Annotated in this window: 14 protein-coding genes; 10 read left to right on the top strand and 4 right to left on the bottom strand. The window is 49.0% G+C overall.

What is annotated here, in order from left to right; genetic code table 11:
* Window positions 1-379 precede the first annotated feature (379 nt).
* The 7 genes from R2X38_RS26245 to purF all read left to right on the top strand — a co-directional run bounded on the left by R2X38_RS26245 (window position 380) and on the right by purF (window position 10,888).
* On the top strand, window positions 380-4,459 hold the full coding sequence (locus R2X38_RS26245) for a FimV/HubP family polar landmark protein (RefSeq protein WP_317525296.1): 4,080 nt from the start codon (window positions 380-382) through the stop codon (window positions 4,457-4,459).
* A gap of 274 nt (window positions 4,460-4,733) precedes the next feature.
* Window positions 4,734-5,519, top strand: coding sequence for a tRNA pseudouridine(38-40) synthase TruA (gene truA, locus R2X38_RS26240; RefSeq protein ID WP_187464408.1), 786 nt, complete (start codon window positions 4,734-4,736; stop codon window positions 5,517-5,519).
* A 179-nt stretch (window positions 5,520-5,698) separates the two neighbouring features.
* Window positions 5,699-6,643 carry an acetyl-CoA carboxylase, carboxyltransferase subunit beta gene (gene accD, locus R2X38_RS26235; protein WP_317525295.1) on the top strand — a complete coding sequence of 315 codons (945 nt, stop codon included), beginning with the start codon at window positions 5,699-5,701 and terminating at the stop codon, window positions 6,641-6,643.
* A gap of 159 nt (window positions 6,644-6,802) precedes the next feature.
* On the top strand, window positions 6,803-8,077 hold the full coding sequence (gene folC / locus R2X38_RS26230; protein ID WP_317525294.1) for a bifunctional tetrahydrofolate synthase/dihydrofolate synthase: 1,275 nt from the start codon (window positions 6,803-6,805) through the stop codon (window positions 8,075-8,077).
* 2 nt (window positions 8,078-8,079) lie between these two features.
* A complete protein-coding gene (locus R2X38_RS26225) occupies window positions 8,080-8,667 on the top strand; it encodes an SPOR domain-containing protein (RefSeq protein ID WP_317525293.1) in 588 nt (195 codons plus the stop codon).
* Between the two features lie 64 nt (window positions 8,668-8,731).
* Window positions 8,732-9,223 (top strand): colicin V production protein, encoded by a 492-nt coding sequence (gene cvpA / locus R2X38_RS26220; protein WP_317525298.1) that lies wholly within the window; start codon window positions 8,732-8,734, stop codon window positions 9,221-9,223.
* 147 nt (window positions 9,224-9,370) lie between these two features.
* Complete coding sequence (gene purF, locus R2X38_RS26215) at window positions 9,371-10,888, top strand: amidophosphoribosyltransferase (protein WP_317525292.1); 1,518 nt, start codon at window positions 9,371-9,373, stop codon at window positions 10,886-10,888.
* Between the two features lie 177 nt (window positions 10,889-11,065).
* Here purF and R2X38_RS26210 read toward each other — a convergent pair whose 3' ends face one another.
* Both R2X38_RS26210 and R2X38_RS26205 read right to left on the bottom strand, forming a co-directional pair.
* Entirely contained in the window at window positions 11,066-11,665 is a 600-nt protein-coding gene (locus R2X38_RS26210; RefSeq protein ID WP_317525291.1) for a Yip1 family protein, read from the bottom strand.
* Window positions 11,666-12,167: 502 nt separating this feature from the next.
* A complete protein-coding gene (locus R2X38_RS26205) occupies window positions 12,168-13,043 on the bottom strand; it encodes a LysR family transcriptional regulator (protein ID WP_317525290.1) in 876 nt (291 codons plus the stop codon).
* A 338-nt stretch (window positions 13,044-13,381) separates the two neighbouring features.
* Between R2X38_RS26205 and R2X38_RS26200 the strand changes: the two genes are divergently transcribed.
* The gene (locus R2X38_RS26200) at window positions 13,382-14,425 is read left to right on the top strand and encodes a response regulator (RefSeq protein WP_317525297.1); all 1,044 of its coding nucleotides are present in this window, start codon (window positions 13,382-13,384) and stop codon (window positions 14,423-14,425) included.
* Window positions 14,426-14,495: 70 nt separating this feature from the next.
* Here R2X38_RS26200 and R2X38_RS26195 read toward each other — a convergent pair whose 3' ends face one another.
* Window positions 14,496-15,884 (bottom strand): peptide MFS transporter, encoded by a 1,389-nt coding sequence (locus tag R2X38_RS26195; protein WP_317525289.1) that lies wholly within the window; start codon window positions 15,882-15,884, stop codon window positions 14,496-14,498.
* Window positions 15,885-16,300: 416 nt separating this feature from the next.
* Between R2X38_RS26195 and rfaH the strand changes: the two genes are divergently transcribed.
* Together rfaH and galU are read left to right on the top strand one after the other, a co-directional pair.
* Window positions 16,301-16,798 (top strand): transcription/translation regulatory transformer protein RfaH, encoded by a 498-nt coding sequence (rfaH, locus tag R2X38_RS26190; RefSeq protein WP_317525288.1) that lies wholly within the window; start codon window positions 16,301-16,303, stop codon window positions 16,796-16,798.
* 78 nt (window positions 16,799-16,876) lie between these two features.
* Window positions 16,877-17,788, top strand: coding sequence for a UTP--glucose-1-phosphate uridylyltransferase GalU (gene galU / locus R2X38_RS26185; RefSeq protein WP_317525287.1), 912 nt, complete (start codon window positions 16,877-16,879; stop codon window positions 17,786-17,788).
* Between the two features lie 128 nt (window positions 17,789-17,916).
* Here galU and folD read toward each other — a convergent pair whose 3' ends face one another.
* Entirely contained in the window at window positions 17,917-18,774 is an 858-nt protein-coding gene (gene folD, locus R2X38_RS26180; RefSeq protein ID WP_317525286.1) for a bifunctional methylenetetrahydrofolate dehydrogenase/methenyltetrahydrofolate cyclohydrolase FolD, read from the bottom strand.
* Between the last annotated feature and the right edge of the window lie 296 nt (window positions 18,775-19,070).

The following is a 19,070-nucleotide window of genomic DNA, read 5'->3' as shown; positions in this document are numbered from 1 at the left end:
AGGACCCAGGACCCAGGACCCAGGACCCAGGACCCAGGACCCAGGACCCAGGACCCAGGACCCAGGACCCAGGACCACAGGACCACAGGATCCCAAAGCGCCATGCTTGTTCAAGTAGGGCGCTTTTTTATTTTCCTGTAACTGATGTTCATTTCGGACCTGTTGTATTTTCAATGCACTGAATCTACTATCGTTCTGAGTAGGTCAACAATAGTGCGACTTTGCTCCCGAAGTATTAATTGATTGGCTCGGTCACGCTCAAGATTATTGTGCATAGGCCGAAGATAAATATTCTTGTATCATACGACGCTTGTATGTGTGCACATGAAGTGCCCTATTCATTCGTAGCTATTTTTCCTGCCAAAGAGGATGACAGGCAGTGTCTGACCTTTCGACAATGATAAAACGCATTTTTCTGCCGGTAATTTTTTCCACCGCTGTAATTTCTTTCTCGGCCCAATCCAATACCATTCGTATTACAGGGCCGGGGCAGGGCGTACAGCCTGCCGCTACCTCATTACCGGCTGACACCGCCGCGCAGGGACCGTCTTCTGCGAATACCTTCCGCTATGGCCCGACGACGAATGCCGAGACTTTGTGGTCTATTGCAACGCGTTATCGTCCTAGTAACCAAGTGTCCATCTATCAGGTGATTGGCGCGATTTTCCGTCAGAACCCGCAGGCCTTTGAAAATAGCAATATCCATGGCTTGATCCCAGGCAGCATGCTGGCTATTCCAACAGAGGCGCAAATGCGTCGGGAAAGTATTGATATTGTTAAGCACCGCTTGGAAGCTGATCAAGGTTCGCCTACTCGGAGCCAGGCGCGTACGGCTTCTACGCCGTCAGCACCAAAGCCAACACCTAAAGTTGCTGAAGCACCTAGAGCCCCTGCTCCTAAACAACAAGCGCCTAAGCAGCAACCCCCTAAACAACAGGCCCCGAAACCACAGGCACCGACTGTTGTTGCCACGCCACAGGAAAAACCAGAGCCTGTGGTTGAAACCGTGGTTAAGTCAGCAGAGCAAACGCCGGGCACGGCAGATTCTCAGTTAACAGCGCCAGAAGCACCAGAAGCGTTGATCCCACCGAAGCCAACAGTGCTTCAGGCTCAATTGGATGCATCTGATGAGCAGATGACCAAGCTGCTTGAAAGTAATCATCTGTTGCGTGTTCGTCTTGCTGAGATGCAGCATGAAGTGTCAGCTTTGAAACAGCAGCTTAGCGATGATGAAGTGCTGCGTGAACAAATCAAAGGCTTTATCAATCAGCAGCGCGCACTACAAACACAAGTTGTTGAACCCGAGCCAACCCTGTTTGACCGTATGATTGCCAACCCGCTGATGTTGGCTGCGCTGGCTTTGATCCCGGGCGCATTGATTGCTGGTGCGCTGGCTTACTTCCTGTTTGGTCGTAAGCGTGAAGCGGAAGATGACGTTAAGTCACTGGATGCCCCACAAAACCAAGACGAAGCGGCAATGGTGCCGCCACCACCGCCGGTGCCGACTGATGACGAAGATGTTCCTAGTTTGACATTGGGTGACGATGATGAGCTTGACGATCTCTTCGGTGATGACGATTCATTGTTTGATGATCCGGAAAGCAGCTTGTTTGGCCAGGATTCGCCACTGGAATCAAAACAAGATGACGATAGCAACGGTTTTGATCTCGGCGGTAATCTGGGTGCAAGCAGTATCTCGGTCAATAGTGATGATGACGCTATTGGTCTTGAAGATATGGAGCGGGCACTGGATGAGATGGACAAGAAGCCAGAGCCAAACTCTGATGAAGAGCTGGCGGCAATGTGGGAGCAATCCCTGCAAGCTGATGAAGATGATGAAGATAGCTTCGATCTGTCCTATGACGGTGATGAGCTCGATCTTGATGCATCCTTGGACCCAGCCGCGAAGGATGATCAAATTGTCGATCAGGCTATGCTCGATGACTTGTTCTCTTCAGCGACAGATGACGCTTTGGAAGATCAGCCTCTGGATACACAAGATCCACAGCCTGAGCCGATGGTCGACCAAGATGAGCTGGATGCACTGTTTGATAGTGTTGGATCAGATGATAATGCAGCTCGGCCAGAAACAAAGCAAGAGGCCGCTGAGCAAGCGGCGGTCGATCAAGCATTAGCTGATATTGATATGATGGCATCGCCTGAAAGTGATGGTGACTTTGCATCCATATTTGATGAAGCGGTGGGCAGTTTTGATGAAGAGATCGAAAGTGCTGTAGCTCAGACGCCAGAGAATTCAACGGCCCTGCTTGATGAACTGCTTGATGATGAAGATAGCTTAACGTCTGATATTGAGGTGGAAGAAGACAGTACGGCGTTGCTAGATGAACTGTTGGATGAGCCAGAAACGGACGGGCTGTTGGCCAACAACGATATTGAGATCGATGAGAACAGTACTGAGTTGCTGGATGAACTGTTGGCTGACACTGATGATGATCTCGATAGCGTTGATCCAGAAGCGGCAGTATCTGTTGATGATATCACCATTGCAGAGAACAGTACGGAGTTGCTTGATGACATCCTAGAGCAGCACTCTCCTGTTGACTCCTCATTCGAAGTGACGACCGAAGAGACGGCTGAAGCCGCTGATGACGACCTGCAGCTTGATAGCCAAGTTGAGACTGCTGTTATAGAGCAGCCGGCAGTCGAACCTGAAGATCCCCAACCTGAGATTGATGAAATCGAACAGCTTCTGGCTTCGGCAGATGTCGCTTCGCTTGATTCCGAGGGGGGGAACGACAATGCCGAAATTGAAGCTATCGGCCAGACCGTTGAACAGCTATTAGAAAGCCTGGGCGACACTCAAGAGACAATCTTAGACGAGCCAGCTTTTGACTTTGCTCATGATGCTGAGAGCATACAGCCTTCAGAGCCTGAACAACTTGATACTGAGCTGCCTGCATCGGATAGTGAAGTACTTGAACAATCAAGTGTGGAAGAGCCGGAGCAACATGTTGAGGCTGATGACGAGTTTCCGATCTTTGATGAGGAAACATTGCTTGCCGAGTTTGAAATGGAACCTGAGCCTGAAACAGAGCCTGTTCAGGCACAAGATGATAGCGCTCCTCTTACATTGGATGACTTGCCTGAGTTCGACGAGGAAGCGGCATTCAACGATCCAGACATTGAGCCACAGTTAGAGCAAGAACAGGCGCTAAATGATGACGATGAGCAGGCCATGCTCGATAACATCGTTCGTCAACTGCAGCAAGCGGCAGAGGCTGCCGATAAGCCTCTAGCCCAGCCGGAAACTGCTGTTGAATCAGTGTCAGAGTCTCAAGCTCAGGAGCCTGAGAGCCTAGAACAAGAGGCTCAGCCCGCGAATCCGTATTCGCTGCATGGCCGCCCGGATATTGAGTTTGAAACGCTGGATCCGGCAAGCCTACCTGAGTTCAGTGAAGATGATGCCTTGCAGGCTTCGTTCGATGAGCAGCATGAGCTTGAACAATATGAAATGGAGCAGGGCAGCAAGCCACAATTTTCCGTTTCAGAGCAAGCTGCCGTTTCAGAACCACTTGAAACACAGTCACAGCAGCCAATAAGCCCTGAGCCAACCCCTACACAGCAACCAGTATCGGCTCAAGCTAGCAGCTCTAGTCCTGAAGTGGCGGTGACTGAAGTGTCTATGCCTGAAGTATCTAAGCCTGAAATGCCTATGACTGACGAGTTTGTGGACTCGGCGGGGCTGGATATGGATGCTCTGTTGAGTGATCCCGAGCTTCAGGCGGACTGGGAGCGAGAGCAGTTGGTTGGCCATTCTGAAGAGATCACGACGGATTCATCTGCAGAAGAAACGTTGTCAGAGGAAGAGCAAGAGATCTGGTCGACGAATAACCCAGAACCTGAACTTGAAGGGGAAGACTGGGGGCAGCAGCCAGAGATGAATATCGAGGATGTGCCAGCCTATGATGAAAGCCAGCTTCTGGATGACGGCGATTTATTGGATGAAGAGAGCGCTGTTTCTGAACTGCTGCCAGAGACAACAGCGAATGTCGAAAGCAATGATTTAGACGCCAAAGACCTCGAAATCAATAACCTTGAAACTAATGACCTTCAGCCGGTGATGGAAGAAGCCGCTAGCGAATTGCTGCAAGAGCCTGAAGTTGAAGCGCCCGCTGGTAGGCAATCATCGGAAGCATCGTACATCAGCATTGATGAGCTTATGAAAGATCTTGATGGTGAGTCACTGGATAGTGAACTGGATGAAACGCCACTCAACCTGGATGTCGGTTTGGATGAGTTCCCTGATGTACTGGCTGATATCGGTAGTTTGGATATTGACAGCCAGGGCGAGTTTGCCAGCAAGCTGGATTTGGCCAAAGCTTATCTGGAAATGAACGACAGCGAAGGCGCCCGTGGCCTGCTGGAGCAGGTTGCCCAAGGCGGCGATGCCCAACTGCAGCAAGAAGCGAAGAGTTTGTTGGAGAAGTTGAGAAAATAAGATCGGTTCTATGGGGTCGAGAGCGGCCCTATGGCCCTATGGGAGATGCTCAACATTGATTTTTAGACTTTTAGATCGAAAGCTTGACAGTATTATGTCGCCTTGAAACATTTTCTCCAGAACCACAGAACCACAGAACCACAGAACCACAGAACCACAGAACCACAGAACCACAGGACCCAAAAAGCGGAAGCACATGCTTCCGCTTTTTTTGATATACTCCCCCCCTTATTTTGAAAATCGGCCATTGGCCGCCAGCAAGACGAAGAAAATTATGCGAATAGCTTTAGGTATTGAGTACGACGGTGCGAAATACTACGGTTGGCAACGCCAGCGTGACGTAGACAGTGTCCAGGAACGTTTGGAAAAGGCGCTGAGCAAGATTGCCAATAAGCCCATTGAAGTGCAGTGTGCGGGAAGAACCGACGCTGGGGTTCATGGTACCGGGCAGGTCGTACACTTTGATGTCGACGTTGACCGTAAGATGGTTGCGTGGAGTATGGGTGTAAATGCCCACTTACCTAAAGATATCGCAGTTCGCTGGGCTAAGAGAGTGGATGATGAGTTTCATGCTCGCTTTACGGCAACGGCTCGCCGTTATCGCTATATCATCTACAATCATGCATACCGTCCCGCCATTTTGGCTAAAGGGGTGAGCCACTATCACGGTGAGCTAGATGAAAAAGCGATGCATGAAGCGGGGCAGTACCTGCTGGGTGAGAATGACTTCACATCCTTCCGCGCTGTGTATTGTCAATCCCGCAGCCCTTGGCGTAATCTAATGCATTTGAACGTGTCGCGTCAGGGTAATTTTGTGATCATTGATATCAAGGCCAATGCCTTTGTTCATCATATGGTTCGCAATATTACAGGAAGCCTGATAAAAGTCGGCCGAGGCGAAGAAAAGCCGGAATGGATCCAGTGGCTGCTGGAGCAAAAAGATCGAACTTTGGCAGGGGCAACGGCAAAAGCCGAAGGTTTGTACTTGGTCGAAGTGGATTACCCAGAAGAACACGAGCTACCGAAAGTGCCGGTTGGTCCGCTGTTTTTGCCGGATTAATCTGTCAGCTAACGGTCAGATTTGTCTCGGGCTAACTCGTAGTACCAGTTTTTTATCTACAGTTAGACGAGTTTGTGCTTTAATTCCACCTCGGTAAATTAACGAATTTGTAATTCTCTGCTGCAAAGACTTGTGCTAAGACCCTAAGGGCAGGGAAATAAAACGATAAAAGGTCATTCATGAGCTGGCTGGAAAAGATCCTTACAAAAAGCAACATTGTTTCTTCTCGCAAAGCGTCTATCCCTGAAGGGGTATGGACCAAATGTACTTCTTGCGAACAAGTGCTTTATCACGCCGATCTAGAACGTAACTTGGAAGTTTGCCCTAAATGTGATCACCACATGCGCATGAAGGCACGCCGTCGCTTGGAAACCTTCCTGGACGAAGAAGGGCAGGTTGAAATTGCTGCAGAGCTTGAGCCAAAAGATAAGCTGAAGTTCCGTGACTCCAAGAAATACAAAGATCGTCTATCGTCAGCACAGAAAACAAGCGGCGAGAAAGATGCATTGGTTGTGAAGAAAGGGACCTTGCTGGGCCAGCCATTGGTTGCCTGTGCATTTGAGTTCTCTTTCATGGGCGGTTCGATGGGCTCTGTTGTGGGCGCCAAGTTCGTGCAGGCTGTTGACGAAGCCATTGCCAATAACTGTGGCTTGGTGTGCTTTTCTGCCAGTGGTGGTGCCCGTATGCAGGAAGCGTTAATGTCGCTGATGCAGATGGCAAAAACCAGTGCCGCGCTTGAGCGTCTGTCTGACAAAGGCCTGCCATTTATCTCGGTACTAACAGATCCGACGATGGGTGGAGTATCGGCAAGTCTGGCGATGCTGGGCGATATCAACATCGGTGAGCCAAAAGCCCTTATCGGTTTTGCTGGCCAGCGTGTTATCGAACAAACCGTACGCGAGAAGCTTCCTGAAGGATTCCAGCGTAGTGAATTCCTGCTTGATCACGGTGCAATTGATATGATTGTCGACCGCCGTGAAATGCGCCAGCGCATCGGTGGCTTGGTTGCCAAGCTAACCCAAGTTGACTCTCCAATGGTTGTGCCTGTTGAAAAGCCGGTGAAAGCAGCGGAAGAGAAAATTGAAAAGAAAACTGAAGAGCAGAACGAGCAAACTGAAGATTAAGGCTCGTAGTGCTTTAAAAGTTAACAGGAAACGGGGCTTAGGCCCCGTTTTGTTGTTTGCAAAAGCTCCCTCGGTATCAATAATCAAGACATTGCTGTTTGGTCTTGCTGCGTTCAGTGGTAAATTAAGGCTCATATTGTTGTAACGAAATGAAATATGATGTCCGGATTGACAGCACCTCAAGCAAACTCTCCTTTGGCCTCTTGGCTGACTTATCTTGAACACCTCCACACCAGTGCCATTGACCTAGGTCTTGACCGGGTAAAGGCGGTAGCCCAGAAGGCAGAATTAACCAAGCCAGCCCCCTGCGTGATCACTGTTGCAGGTACCAACGGCAAAGGCTCAACCTGTGCCATGATGGAAGCGATTTTGCTTAAAGCTGGCTACCGTGTTGGGGTGTATAGCTCTCCTCACCTGGTTCGTTATAACGAACGTGTTCGCATTAACGGTATCGAATTGGCAGACGCGGCACACAGCGAAGCCTTTGCCGCCATTGAACAGCAGCGCGGTGATATCAGTTTAAGCCTGTTTGAGTTTGGGACGCTGGCTGCGCTCCAGTTATTCAAGTCGCGTCATGTTGATGTCGTTTTATTGGAAGTAGGACTGGGTGGCCGGCTGGATGCTACCAATATCGTTGACCACGACGTGTCGGTGATCACGAGCTTAGCGGTAGACCATGTTGACTGGCTGGGTGATGACATCAATGTCATTGGCTACGAAAAAGCAGGAATCTTCCGTAGCGGCAAACCAGCCGTGTGTGGCCAGCCGAACCCGCCGGCGACGGTACCTGCCCATGCTGATGATATCGGTGCCAAGATGTATCAGGTTGGTTACCAGTTCGAATATAGCGTCGAAGCCGATCACTGGCGCTGGCAGAGCGGTGCTTTCACCTTGGAGCAATTGCCGCTTCCATCATTGCCGTTGCCAAATGCCGCAACAGCATTAATGGCATTGGCCGTTGCCGAGCTTAATATCACGGATGAAAATGTGATTGAAGGCTTGGCAGATGCCAGCCTGCCGGGGCGAATGCAAAAAGTCTCTGAGCAACCGCTGGTTATCATGGATGTGGCTCATAACCCACACTCAGCGCAGTATTTTGCCCAGCAGCTAGCGGGCATGAAACAACAACTCGGCAAGAAAAAGCTCCATGCCGTGGTAGCAATGCTTCACGACAAGGACATTGCTGCTACCATTGCTGAGATGACGGAAGTGGTTGATTATTGGTACCCAGCCTCGCTAACAGGCCCACGCGCAGCGAGCGCCGAGGAGATTTTGACCCACCTTCCATCAGGAGCAGAGGCCTACCAGACCCCAGAAGCGGCTTATGACAAAGCGCTGACACAGGCGGAAGCTGACGATATGGTAATTGTATTTGGCTCATTTTACACTGTGGGCCAGGTAACCAGTCACATTGAAGCAAAGAATCAGGAGTAACTGTGGCAAGTAAATTTCAGAGCCGGTTGGTCGGTACGATCATTTTGGTGGCGATTGGGGTGATTTTTCTTCCCGATTTGTTCGATGGCAAAAAGCAGCATTATCAGGAGCAATTTGCCAGTATTCCGCTGCAGCCTGAAACCACTGATGAAATCGAGTATGAAACGATCCCTGCTCCGGAGTTTGCAGAGGTGGATTTACCCCCAGAGCCGGTAACGGTTGTTATTGATGAGCCACAGCAAGATGTGCAGGTTGAAGTTACGGCAGAGGCTATCGAGGCGGCCAATCAGCCGCTCAAGGTTGAGCCGCAGCCTGTGACCGAGCCGAAAGTAGGTAACCAAGACAGCGCGTGGGTGGTTCAATTAGGGGTTTTCCGCAACTTTGATAACGCCAACCAGCTGGTTGAGCGTCTTCGTAAAGCGGGTTATCAAGCGCATGTTTTTCCAAAGCAGCCACAGCAAGGCGATTTGGCCAGGGTTGTTGTCGGTCCTGATGTGTCGAAGCAAAAGCTGTCGGGCGACATCAAAAAATTGGAAGAATTGACCGGATTGAAGGGCCGATTGGTCAGATTTAATCCACTTAACCCTTAGGTAAACGTTTGCGTTCTCATTTTTTCTGTTAGAATACGCACCAACAAGACGAATACAACAAATGATGATCTGGATTGATTACGTAATTTTAGGCGTAATTGGCTTCTCGGCTCTAGTGAGTTTGATCCGAGGTTTTGTCAAGGAAGCGCTCTCGTTAGTGATATGGTTTGCTGCTTTTTTCGTCGCAAGTAATTTTTATAGTCAGCTGGCGGCCTACTTCACTAATATTCAGGATGAGATGCTTCGAAATGGTAGCGCGATCGCTGCCTTGTTCATTGCCACGCTGATCGTCGGCGCAGTAGTGAACTATGTTATAGGACAACTGGTACAGAAAACCGGCCTGTCGGGTACAGACCGGGTACTAGGCATTGTGTTCGGAGGGGTACGTGGCGTGCTGATTGTCGCGGCAGTACTGTTCTTCATGGACGCCTTTACAGGCTTTGCGGATTCGGACTGGTGGCAAGAGTCCCAGTTGATCCCTCAGTTTGGCGTGGTGATTGAATGGTTCTTCACATACCTCAAAGACACATCAAGCTTTTTGCCGGGCGCGCTATAGCGAACGGTGTTGGATGAAACCCAAGGTAACTTGGGGTATCAGGTTCAGTATTAATCTACTGATACCTAATGGAAAAGCTATCAGCGGGTATTTGGTAAAGCCAGATACCCGCTGAATTTCAAATTAAGCGTGACGAGGATTTAGGACATGTGTGGTATTGTCGGAATCGTGGGTTCAACCCCGGTTAACCAGTCTATTTATGATGCTTTGACCGTGCTGCAGCACCGCGGCCAAGATGCGGCTGGTATTGTTACCTTGGAAAGCAATCGTTTTCGTCTGCGTAAAGCGAACGGTTTGGTTCGCGATGTATTCGAAGCCAAGCACATGCAGCGTTTGCAGGGTAACGTAGGGATTGGCCATGTGCGCTATCCGACTGCTGGTAGCTCAAGCGCGTCTGAAGCTCAGCCTTTCTATGTGAACTCTCCATACGGTATTTCTCTGGCTCACAACGGTAACTTGACTAACGCGGGTGAAATTAAAGAGCAACTGTTCGAAAAAGCACGTCGTCACGTAAATACAACCTCTGATTCGGAAATCCTACTGAACGTATTGGCTAACCAGCTGGAAAGTGCCAAGACTTACCCAATCACGCCTGATGAAATTTTTGATGCCGTCCGCGAAGTGCATCGTATGGTGTCTGGCGCTTACGCTGTGGTATCTATGGTTATCGGCCACGGTATGATTGCCTTCCGCGACCCGCACGGAATTCGCCCTCTGTGCCTGGGTAAGCGTGAGGTTGAAGGTCATGTTGAGTACATGGTGGCTTCCGAGTCGGTAGCATTGGATGCCGTTGGTTTTGATTTCATGCGTGATGTGGCACCGGGTGAAGCGGTTTATGTGACCTTTGACGGCCAGCTTTTCACCCAGCAGTGTGCTGACAATCCAACGCTAAACCCTTGCGTGTTTGAGTTTGTTTACTTTGCCCGTCCTGACTCGTTCATTGACAAAGTGTCGGTATACGGTGCGCGTGTAAGCATGGGCCAGAAGCTGGGGGAGAAGATCAAGCGTGACTGGGCTGATCTGGATATCGATGTGGTTATCCCTATCCCTGAGACATCTTGTGACAGTGCACTGGAAATTGCCCGTACACTGGATAAGCCATACCGTCAGGGCTTTGTGAAAAACCGCTACGTTGGCCGTACTTTCATCATGCCGGGTCAGCAAATGCGTCGTAAATCCGTACGCCGTAAGCTGAACGCTATCCGCTCTGAGTTTAAAGACAAGAGCGTACTGCTAGTGGACGACTCAATCGTTCGTGGTACCACTTCTGAGCAGATCATCGAGATGGCGCGTGAAGCCGGTGCGCGTAAGGTTTACCTGGCCTCTGCTGCGCCAGAAGTTCGCTTCCCGAACGTATACGGTATTGATATGCCAACGGCTAACGAGCTGATTGCCCACGGCCGTGAAGTTGATGAGATCTGTAAGATGATCGGTGCTGATGGTCTGATTTTCCAGGATCTACAAGATCTGGTTGATGCCGTTGCCGAAGGTAACCCGGACATCCAACGATTCGAAACGTCAGTATTCAGCGGTTCATACGTGACTGGCGATATCGATCAGTGCTACTTGGATTACTTGGAATCGCTACGTAGCGAAGATGCGAAAACCAAGCGTGAAATCCAGCAGGATCTGGCTAACCTCGAGTTGCATAACGAGGGGGTTTAAGAGCACGGCAAAGTGGCTGAGGGCTCTGGGCTATAGGTAAAAGAGCTTCGCATCAGCTTAATTTGTTATGTAAGAAGGGCAGGATGTTGATTAAACATCCTGCCCTTTTAATTTGTTGAATCGCCAATCGCCAATCGCCAATCGCCAATCGCCAATCGCCAATCGCCAATCGCCAATTTAGTGACTAAACTGCGGCCCAATCCCGAGATTCCAAAGGATTACCGAGCCGGCGATGATAGATACCAGCAACACAAGCCCACAGGTAACGATAGAGCTGGCGTAGATAAACCCTCGCTCTTCGGGAATGTGCATCAAAATTGGCACGCCGGTATAGAGCAGGTATACCGAATAGGCAATGCCGATCAGCCCGGCAATCATCAAGAACCAGACTTGAGGATAGATAGCTGCGATACTGACCATAAACAACGGTGTGGCGGTGTATGCTGCCAGCTCAAGGGCCTGAGTATATGTCGGTGTTGAACCAAAGGTATGGCTCATCCAGTAAGTTAGGTAGGCGAGGGCGAATACCCCAGCGATGAGGGCAAAGTACATCGCCACCGACATAGCCAGCGCACTGCCTTGGGTAAGATAGATAGGTGCCCCGACGCCGATTCGCCAGCCAATAAATACGCTCGAAATAAAGGCAAAGATAGGTGGAAGCAAAGCAATCAGTAGAATGTGGCTCAAACTGCTTTGTATCCCTTCATGTTCCTTGTCAATCGCTCGCCACTCTTGCTTGGGGTGAGTATATAAACCGAATAAGTGTCCCAGAATCATAATGCTTCCTCATTGAGTCGTGCTTATTTTCATCCGTTATCGAAGAACACTGACTAAGCGAAAGTGGAACTTGTGGTGCTCTGCTTGATGATGCTCTTCTTGCTAATTAATAATGACTGCTTGTGGCTGCCTACCAATAAACACAAATTCAGGAAGGCTTTTCGTGCCAGTACTATTAACATTTAGTCGGGGTTGAAAAAGTTCGCAAGGAAGAAAGTAGCATGGCGATAGGAAAAGACGGCTTGAGGCGAGAGTAGCAGGAGCAGTTAAGGACACTAGGCTAGAGTTGAGGTGGTAGGAGTAACGAGGGATTACTGCGACAGAACCGGCAGTAGGCAGATAGATATAAAGCAAAAGCGTGAACAATGTGTTCCTGCTTTTGCTTTGTCTAAGGTCATGGATAATCGTTGACGAGACTGCCAAATCAAGTAAATTCGCCAATCGCCAATCGCCAATCGCCAATCGCCAATCGCCAATCGCCAATCGCCAATCGCCAATCGCTCTACAGCTTAAAATACTCGCTGGCAAACTCAATGAACAAGCGCTGTTTTTCTGGCTGGTAGTCGCGATGGTTATACATCAGGTAAACATCACGCTGGTTAGAGGACCAGTTTTTGAGAATTTGCACCAGCTCGCCTGAAGAGATGTATTTTTCCAGCATGACATCAGGCATCAGCGTGATGCCCAAACCGGCCATACAGGCTTTGCGAACCACATTGAGTTCGTTGGCTTCATAGCGGCCCCGATCCGACACTGTGACTGTTTCGCCGTCACTGTTAGTCAAGCGCCAGCGAAGAAGAGGCTTACCTTTCAGTAGCGGGTGCTGATGCAAGTCCTGGGCATGTTTGGGTTCGCTGTTGCTTTTAAGATACTCTGGGCTAGCGACCAAAATATCTTTTACGGCATTGATTTTACGAGCGATTAAAGTGGAATCACGCTGAGGGCCAACACGGAAAATCACGTCCCAGTCGGTCGGGTCGAGAATTTCCGGATCATTGCTCATCATCAGTTGGATGTTGATTGCCGGGTGCTCTTTCATGAAGGCATTGAGCAGCGGCTGCAGCATCACCTTGGTCAGATTAGATGGCGCGGCAATTTTCAACTTACCGGCAGCCCCTTTGCACTCTTCGCTAACATGCTCGGCGGTATCGACCAGGCTTTGCAGCAGAGGACTGCATTCGTCGTAAAATTTTTGTCCGGCTTCTGTCAGTGATAGCTTCCTTGCATGACGGTTTAGTAGTCGGATATTCAAACACTCTTCAAGCGCCTGAATACGACGGGTCAGGGTGGCCACGGGCACCTGGGTCTTACGAGACGTTGCTGTGTAACTACCGTTCTCCACAACCATGCGGAATAAATTTAAATCGTCAAGCTTCATAACTGTACAACACTGAAAACTTATAATGGGGAATTGTATAACAAAACATGTAAAAAGATGACGCTTTCAAGACAACTTTTGCTGTAAATCAAGATATGGCATGTTTTTCTGTTTGTAGTAAATCTTAGTAATTGAAAAATTTAAATTTTGATGCTGTTAACAATTTTCAATATTTTCGTCATCGAAACAATGAATCCCCTGACGATCAGCGGATTTCGACCTATGCTTTTGATAGGTTAGTCAAGCCTGTGGTTTGAGGTGTTATGAGTACGCATTCACAGCCAGGTGGCACAGGGGGTGCCAAGCACCATTATCATTCTTCAGTCAGGGAGCAGGCTTTGCTTGAAGATAAAGACGTTCTTATCGTCGAAGATGATCCAGTATTTAGAACGATGCTAGCTGGCTTTCTTACTAGCCAGGGCTGCCGGGTGCGTGAAGCTGAAAATGGGCTAGAGGGGTTGAAGGCACTGCGTGAGGGCATGCCTGATATTTTGTTGTGTGATTTGGCCATGCCGGTACTTACCGGTATGGAGTTCGTTGAAGAGGTGTCTTTACAGTACCCAATGGTGCCGATCATTGTCATTTCGGGTACGGGTAACATGTCTGATGTGGCGGCAGCGCTGCGCCATGGCGTGAAGGATTTTCTGATCAAACCGCTCGATAATATTATGGTACTCAAATCTGCCATTATGTCAGTGCTCAAATCAGAAGATTCAGTCACAGAGAATCATGGCTTTTCTAGCCAATGGGTCAACATTGATGAAGAGACTGTGGTTGATGAAGAGCTTGAATGGCATATTGAAGAGCTCAAGGCTAACCCACGCGCCGCTCGTGAACTGTTGTTAGGGCTTATGCCTGAAACCCAATCTTCATTGGGTGATTGGCAGCTTAATTATTGTGTTTTGCAAGCTACTGATGTCCAGCCGGTATTACTTGATTACACCTGGCTGATTGATGGTAGGTTGGCCTTTTATTTGGTCGATTCGGCTACTGGTGGCGACAACGGCACAGCAACCACTTTGCTTATCCGTGCATTTTTCAATGATTATCTCCGCACCCGAATGGGAGATCAAAACACCATATCTGGCCTGATCAAGTTAATTGAGAAAGGTATGCGCCATTCTGGTTATGCTTCTCCGATCAAGGCGATATTCGGCATCTTCGATGTGACCGACAGAACCTTGAACATCGCTTCTGCAGGGCTTTCTGCCAGGCTGCAAACCAGTGATGGCGAGCAGGTAGTCAATGCCCAACCTTGGCTCGGTAACCAGGCCAGTAACAATGAGAGCGTTAGCCTCAAGTTCGCCGAATCAGGGGGACGCTTATCATTGAGCGAAATGGGATCGGCCAGTTTCAGTTTGACCTTTAAACGAAATAGCTAGTTGCAAGAGAACAAAACGGAGAGCCGAGGCTCTCCGTTGTCATTTTTGCATTTAATCTACGATGTCCAGCTTATGCTTGTACCGGTTGTGGCTCAGCGTTTTCTTCAACCACTTTACCTTCAGCGCCGTGCATCCAGCGGATCAGTTGGTTAGAGCATAGCAGCAAGAGTACACCAGAAACGGTAGCTGCAATTGCGATACCGCTGAAGATAGCCATTGGGCCAGCTTCACCTACGTGGGCACCAATGATGCCTGCAACGTAGTTTGCGATAGCGTTGAAGCCAAACCAGGCACCCATCATCAATGAAGCAAGACGAAGCGGTGCTAGCTTGGTGACCATTGACAGGCCGATTGGCGATAGGCAAAGCTCACCCAGTGTATGGAAGAAGTACGCACCAACCAGCCAGAACATTGAGGTCTTCACTGTTAGATCGCCACCTTGCTGCATAACGGCACCCATCATGCACACAAAGCCAGCTGCTAGGAAGAAAAGACCCATCGCAAATTTGACTGGAGAGCTTGGCTCTTTAGAACCCATTTTCACCCAGATAGACGCGATAAGTGGCGCGAGGGTGATAACGAAGAATGGGTTTAGAGACTGGAACCAAGCTGCAGGTACTTCGAAGCTACCGATCATACGGTCAGTGTATTGCTGCGAGAAAATGTTCATCAGGCCACCGGCTTGCTCGAAGCCAGCCCAGAAGATAACCACGAACAGACCCATGATCATGATCACTTTCAGGCGATCTTTCTCTTGCTTGGTCAGTGGCTCTTGTTTACCGGATTTGTTCATCGCCGCAGCACGTTTTGCTGCTGGCTCTTTACCGATATCACCCAGTAGGCGCTCGGCAAAAATCAGCTGGGTCACTAGGCTGATCAGCATACCGATACCGGCAGTCAGGAAACCGGCTTTCCAGCCGTAGGCTGCAGACGCGGTACCTGCAATAATACCCGCAAGCAGCGAACCAAGGTTGATACCCATATAGAAGATAGTGAAAGCACCGTCGCGGCGGTTATCGCCTTCTTGGTACAGATCGCCCACCATGGTTGAAATGTTCGGCTTGAACATACCATTACCAATGATCAGCAAGCCTAGGCCGAGGTAAAAGGCAGTCACAGAATGCGGGTCGACCATGCTGTTTGGTAGGGCAAGGGTGAATTGGCCCAGTGCCATCAAGATACCACCGATAATAATAGAGCGGCGCTGGCCAAGGAAGTTGTCGGCAATCCATCCACCGATAAGTGGGGTGATATACACCAGACCGGTATAGATACCGTAAAGGTTAAGGGCATCTTGGGTTGACCAACCAAGGCCGCCGTTTATGGTTTTGTCGGTGAGGTAAAGCACCAGAATGGCACGCATCGCATAGTAAGAAAAACGTTCCCACAGTTCGGTTCCAAACAGTAAGAACAAACCTTTAGGATGGCCTAACAACGTGCCACTATTCAGATTGCTCATAATTATTCTCTAAATTTAATTGGTTTTGTGTTTGCTAATGTCGCCCCTGTTATAAATGACAAATTATTAAACTGCAAATCGTTACAAATAAAAAACAAAACAAAAACAATGCAACATGTTGATTAATAAGCGTTTGTTTGCTATTTGCTCAAAATTGAAATTTCAGATTTCCGAGAAGTGGGTTAAACTAAATGTTGTAAAATTTAACTGTATTGGTTTTTTGTTTCGAATTTTAATCTATTTATGGAATTACATATCGCCATGGCTTTCCGTTAATGTTTGTTACATTTTGGGCTGGATATGCAGTTTATGTAGAAATGCAAAGCGAAATTGAGAGTAAGGGGGCAAAACATTGTCGCAGGGTGAAGCTTAGGTATAATCACTCAAAGCTAGAGAATTAACAGACTGAGATTGCTATGAAAGATTGGTACCTACTATATTGTAAGCGCAGTGAGCAGGAGCGCGCGGTGATCAATCTTGATCGTCAAGGGGTTGAGTGTTACTACCCTCAGGTGACGGTGGAGAAAATAGTGCGAGGAACACGAGTGACCGCATTCGAGCCGTTATTTCCGAGCTATATGTTTGTCTACTTTGATCCCGAAGCAATTAGCTATACCACGGTTCGCTCTACTCGTGGGGTGGCAGATTTTATCCGCCAAGGTGCGAGGCCACAAACTGTCAATCCGGATCTCATCTACAGCCTGATGATCAACGAAGACTCCGAAGAGCAGCAGGCAAAATTATCTGATCTCCCTAAGCCGGGTGAAACCCTGAAACTCACCCAAGGCCAGTTCAAAGGTATAGAGGCCATCTACCAAGAGCCAGATGGTGAGAAACGTTCGTTTATGCTGATTAACTTGCTTGGTAAACCGGTTAAGGTCAGTGTCCAAAATGAAGATCTGGTGAAAAAGTAATCCACGCCATTCGCATTGTTGGATTCGTTTGCACTGACTTTGTTATAGTGGTTTGAATAATTTGAAATGGAATAAACTATGTCTACATCTTCCCCTGTACGTAAAGCGGTGATCCCTGTCGCTGGCTTGGGTACACGTATGCTGCCTGCAACCAAAGCGATCCCAAAAGAAATGCTACCTATCGTTGATAAGCCACTTATTCAGTATGTGGTTAACGAGTGTGTTGCTGCGGGTATTAAAGAAATCGTGCTAGTGACGCACTCATCAAAGAACTCGATTGAAAACCATTTCGATACCTCTTTCGAGCTGGAAGCAACGCTGGAAAAGCGTGTGAAACGTCAGCTATTGGAAGAGGTGCAGAAAATCTGTCCTAAAGATGTGACTATCATGCACGTACGACAGGGCCAGGCGAAAGGGCTAGGCCATGCCGTATTGTGTGCTCACCCTCTCGTAGGTGATGAGCCTTTTGCTGTGGTGCTGCCGGATGTAATTCTGGACGATGCAGCCAGTGATTTACGCCGTGAAAACATGGCGGCAATGGTAAACGCATTCAATGACACCCAGATTAGCCAAGTCATGGTTGAGCCAGTGCCAATGTCTGAGGTATCCAGCTACGGCGTAGCGGATATCAATGGGGCAGAGCTTAAACCGGGTGAGACGGCCGCTATGACCAAAGTGGTAGAGAAGCCTGCTCTTGAGGATGCACCGTCGAACTTGGCGATTGTTGGCCGTTATGTATTGCCTGCTGAAATTTGGTCTTTGTTAGCGCGTACGCCTATCGGTGCAGGTGATGAGATTCAGCTGACAGATGCGATCGATATGCTGATGGAAGATCAGCAAGTTAATGCGTTCCACATGTCAGGAAAGAGCCACGATTGCGGTAGCAAGCTAGGCTACATGCAGGCATTCGTTGAATACGGCATGCGACACGAGTCTTTGGGTGAAGATTTCACAGCGTTCTTGAAGGAGCGACTTGGGGCTGAAGGCTAGGGGCCACAGGCAAAGCGTTTGTTTTAGCTAAAAGGGCCGGGTGTTGATTACAACACCCGGCCCTTTTTAATATTTTAGCCACTAGCCACTAGCCACTAGCCACTAGCCACTAGCCACTAGCCACTTAATCACTTCTCATGATACTGCTCACAGGCGTGCAGCGTATTTTCAATCAAGGTGGCAACTGTCATTGGGCCTACACCTCCCGGAACCGGGGTAATATGGCGGGCACGCTCGCGGGCGATATCATATTCCACGTCACCGGCTAACTTGCCGCTATCCAATCGGTTGATACCGACATCAATGACCGTTGCCCCTTCTTTGATCCAATTGCCCGGAATGAAGTTAGGCTTACCAACCGCAACCACCAAAATATCAGCCTGGCGGACATGGCTTTCCAAATCCTGGGTAAAGCGGTGGCAAGTGGTGGTGGTCGCGCCAGCCAGCAGAAGCTCAAGCGTCATAGGGCGGCCGACAATGTTCGAGGCACCAACAATCACTGCGTGTTTGCCTCGAACAGCAATATTGTAGCGCTCAAGCAGGGTGATAATGCCTTTAGGTGTACATGAACGCAATTTGGGGATGCGCTGGCAAAGGCGGCCGACATTGTAGGGGTGGAAACCATCAACATCTTTCTCCGGGTCGATATGCTCTAGCACCTTGGTACTATCGATGCCTGCAGGAAGTGGTAGTTGGACTAAAATCCCATCGACTTCATTATCACCGTTTAGCTCGTCGATGAGGGCGAGCAATTCAGTTTCGGTTGTCGTCGCCGGCAAGTCGAATGACTTGGATACAAAACCGACTTCATCACAGGCTTTACGCTTGCTACCCACGTAAATTTGCGAAGCCGGGTCTTGACCGACCAAGACGACAGCAAGTCCCGGTGCACGAAGGCCTGCGTCGAGGCGAGCTTTAACTCGGGCTGCAACTTCTTGACGAACAGTTTGCGAAATGAGTTTTCCATCAATGATTTGAGCGGCCATGTTTATCCTTTGAACTGAAATTGACTGGGCATGGAGCAAAGTAGCTTGGTATATTGAATACACTCATGAACGAGGTCTTTCGGGTGCTACTCGATTGTTGTATTGTCGCAGAGAATGTTACGAAGATCTATAGCGCAAACGTTTGCGTTTGGGTTTTGGTTTGGATTTTGTTTACGTTTTGGTAATGGTTGCTATCTTTGTGTGGTTATTGTTAACTGGCATAGCCCATAGCCCATAGCCCATAGCCCATAGCCCATAGCCCATAGCCCATAGCCCATAGCCCATAGCCCATAGCC

Source organism: Photobacterium rosenbergii (assembly GCF_033022775.1).
GTDB lineage: Bacteria > Pseudomonadota > Gammaproteobacteria > Enterobacterales > Vibrionaceae > Photobacterium > Photobacterium rosenbergii_A.
Note: the sequence above shows the minus strand (reverse complement) of the source record. Positions and strands in the feature narration are given on the sequence as shown.

Excerpts from the sequence above, each read along its gene's own strand:
- R2X38_RS26205 (WP_317525290.1), bottom strand. The coding sequence starts at position 13,043 with ATGAAGCTTGACGATTTAAATTTATTCCGCATGGTTGTGGAGAACGGT.
- cvpA (WP_317525298.1), top strand. The coding sequence starts at position 8,732 with ATGATCTGGATTGATTACGTAATTTTAGGCGTAATTGGCTTCTCGGCT.
- galU (WP_317525287.1), top strand. The coding sequence starts at position 16,877 with ATGTCTACATCTTCCCCTGTACGTAAAGCGGTGATCCCTGTCGCTGGC.
- folD (WP_317525286.1), bottom strand. The coding sequence starts at position 18,774 with ATGGCCGCTCAAATCATTGATGGAAAACTCATTTCGCAAACTGTTCGT.
- rfaH (WP_317525288.1), top strand. The coding sequence starts at position 16,301 with ATGAAAGATTGGTACCTACTATATTGTAAGCGCAGTGAGCAGGAGCGC.
- truA (WP_187464408.1), top strand. The coding sequence starts at position 4,734 with ATGCGAATAGCTTTAGGTATTGAGTACGACGGTGCGAAATACTACGGT.
- R2X38_RS26210 (WP_317525291.1), bottom strand. The coding sequence starts at position 11,665 with ATGATTCTGGGACACTTATTCGGTTTATATACTCACCCCAAGCAAGAG.
- accD (WP_317525295.1), top strand. The coding sequence starts at position 5,699 with ATGAGCTGGCTGGAAAAGATCCTTACAAAAAGCAACATTGTTTCTTCT.
- folC (WP_317525294.1), top strand. The coding sequence starts at position 6,803 with ATGTCCGGATTGACAGCACCTCAAGCAAACTCTCCTTTGGCCTCTTGG.
- purF (WP_317525292.1), top strand. The coding sequence starts at position 9,371 with ATGTGTGGTATTGTCGGAATCGTGGGTTCAACCCCGGTTAACCAGTCT.
- R2X38_RS26195 (WP_317525289.1), bottom strand. The coding sequence starts at position 15,884 with ATGAGCAATCTGAATAGTGGCACGTTGTTAGGCCATCCTAAAGGTTTG.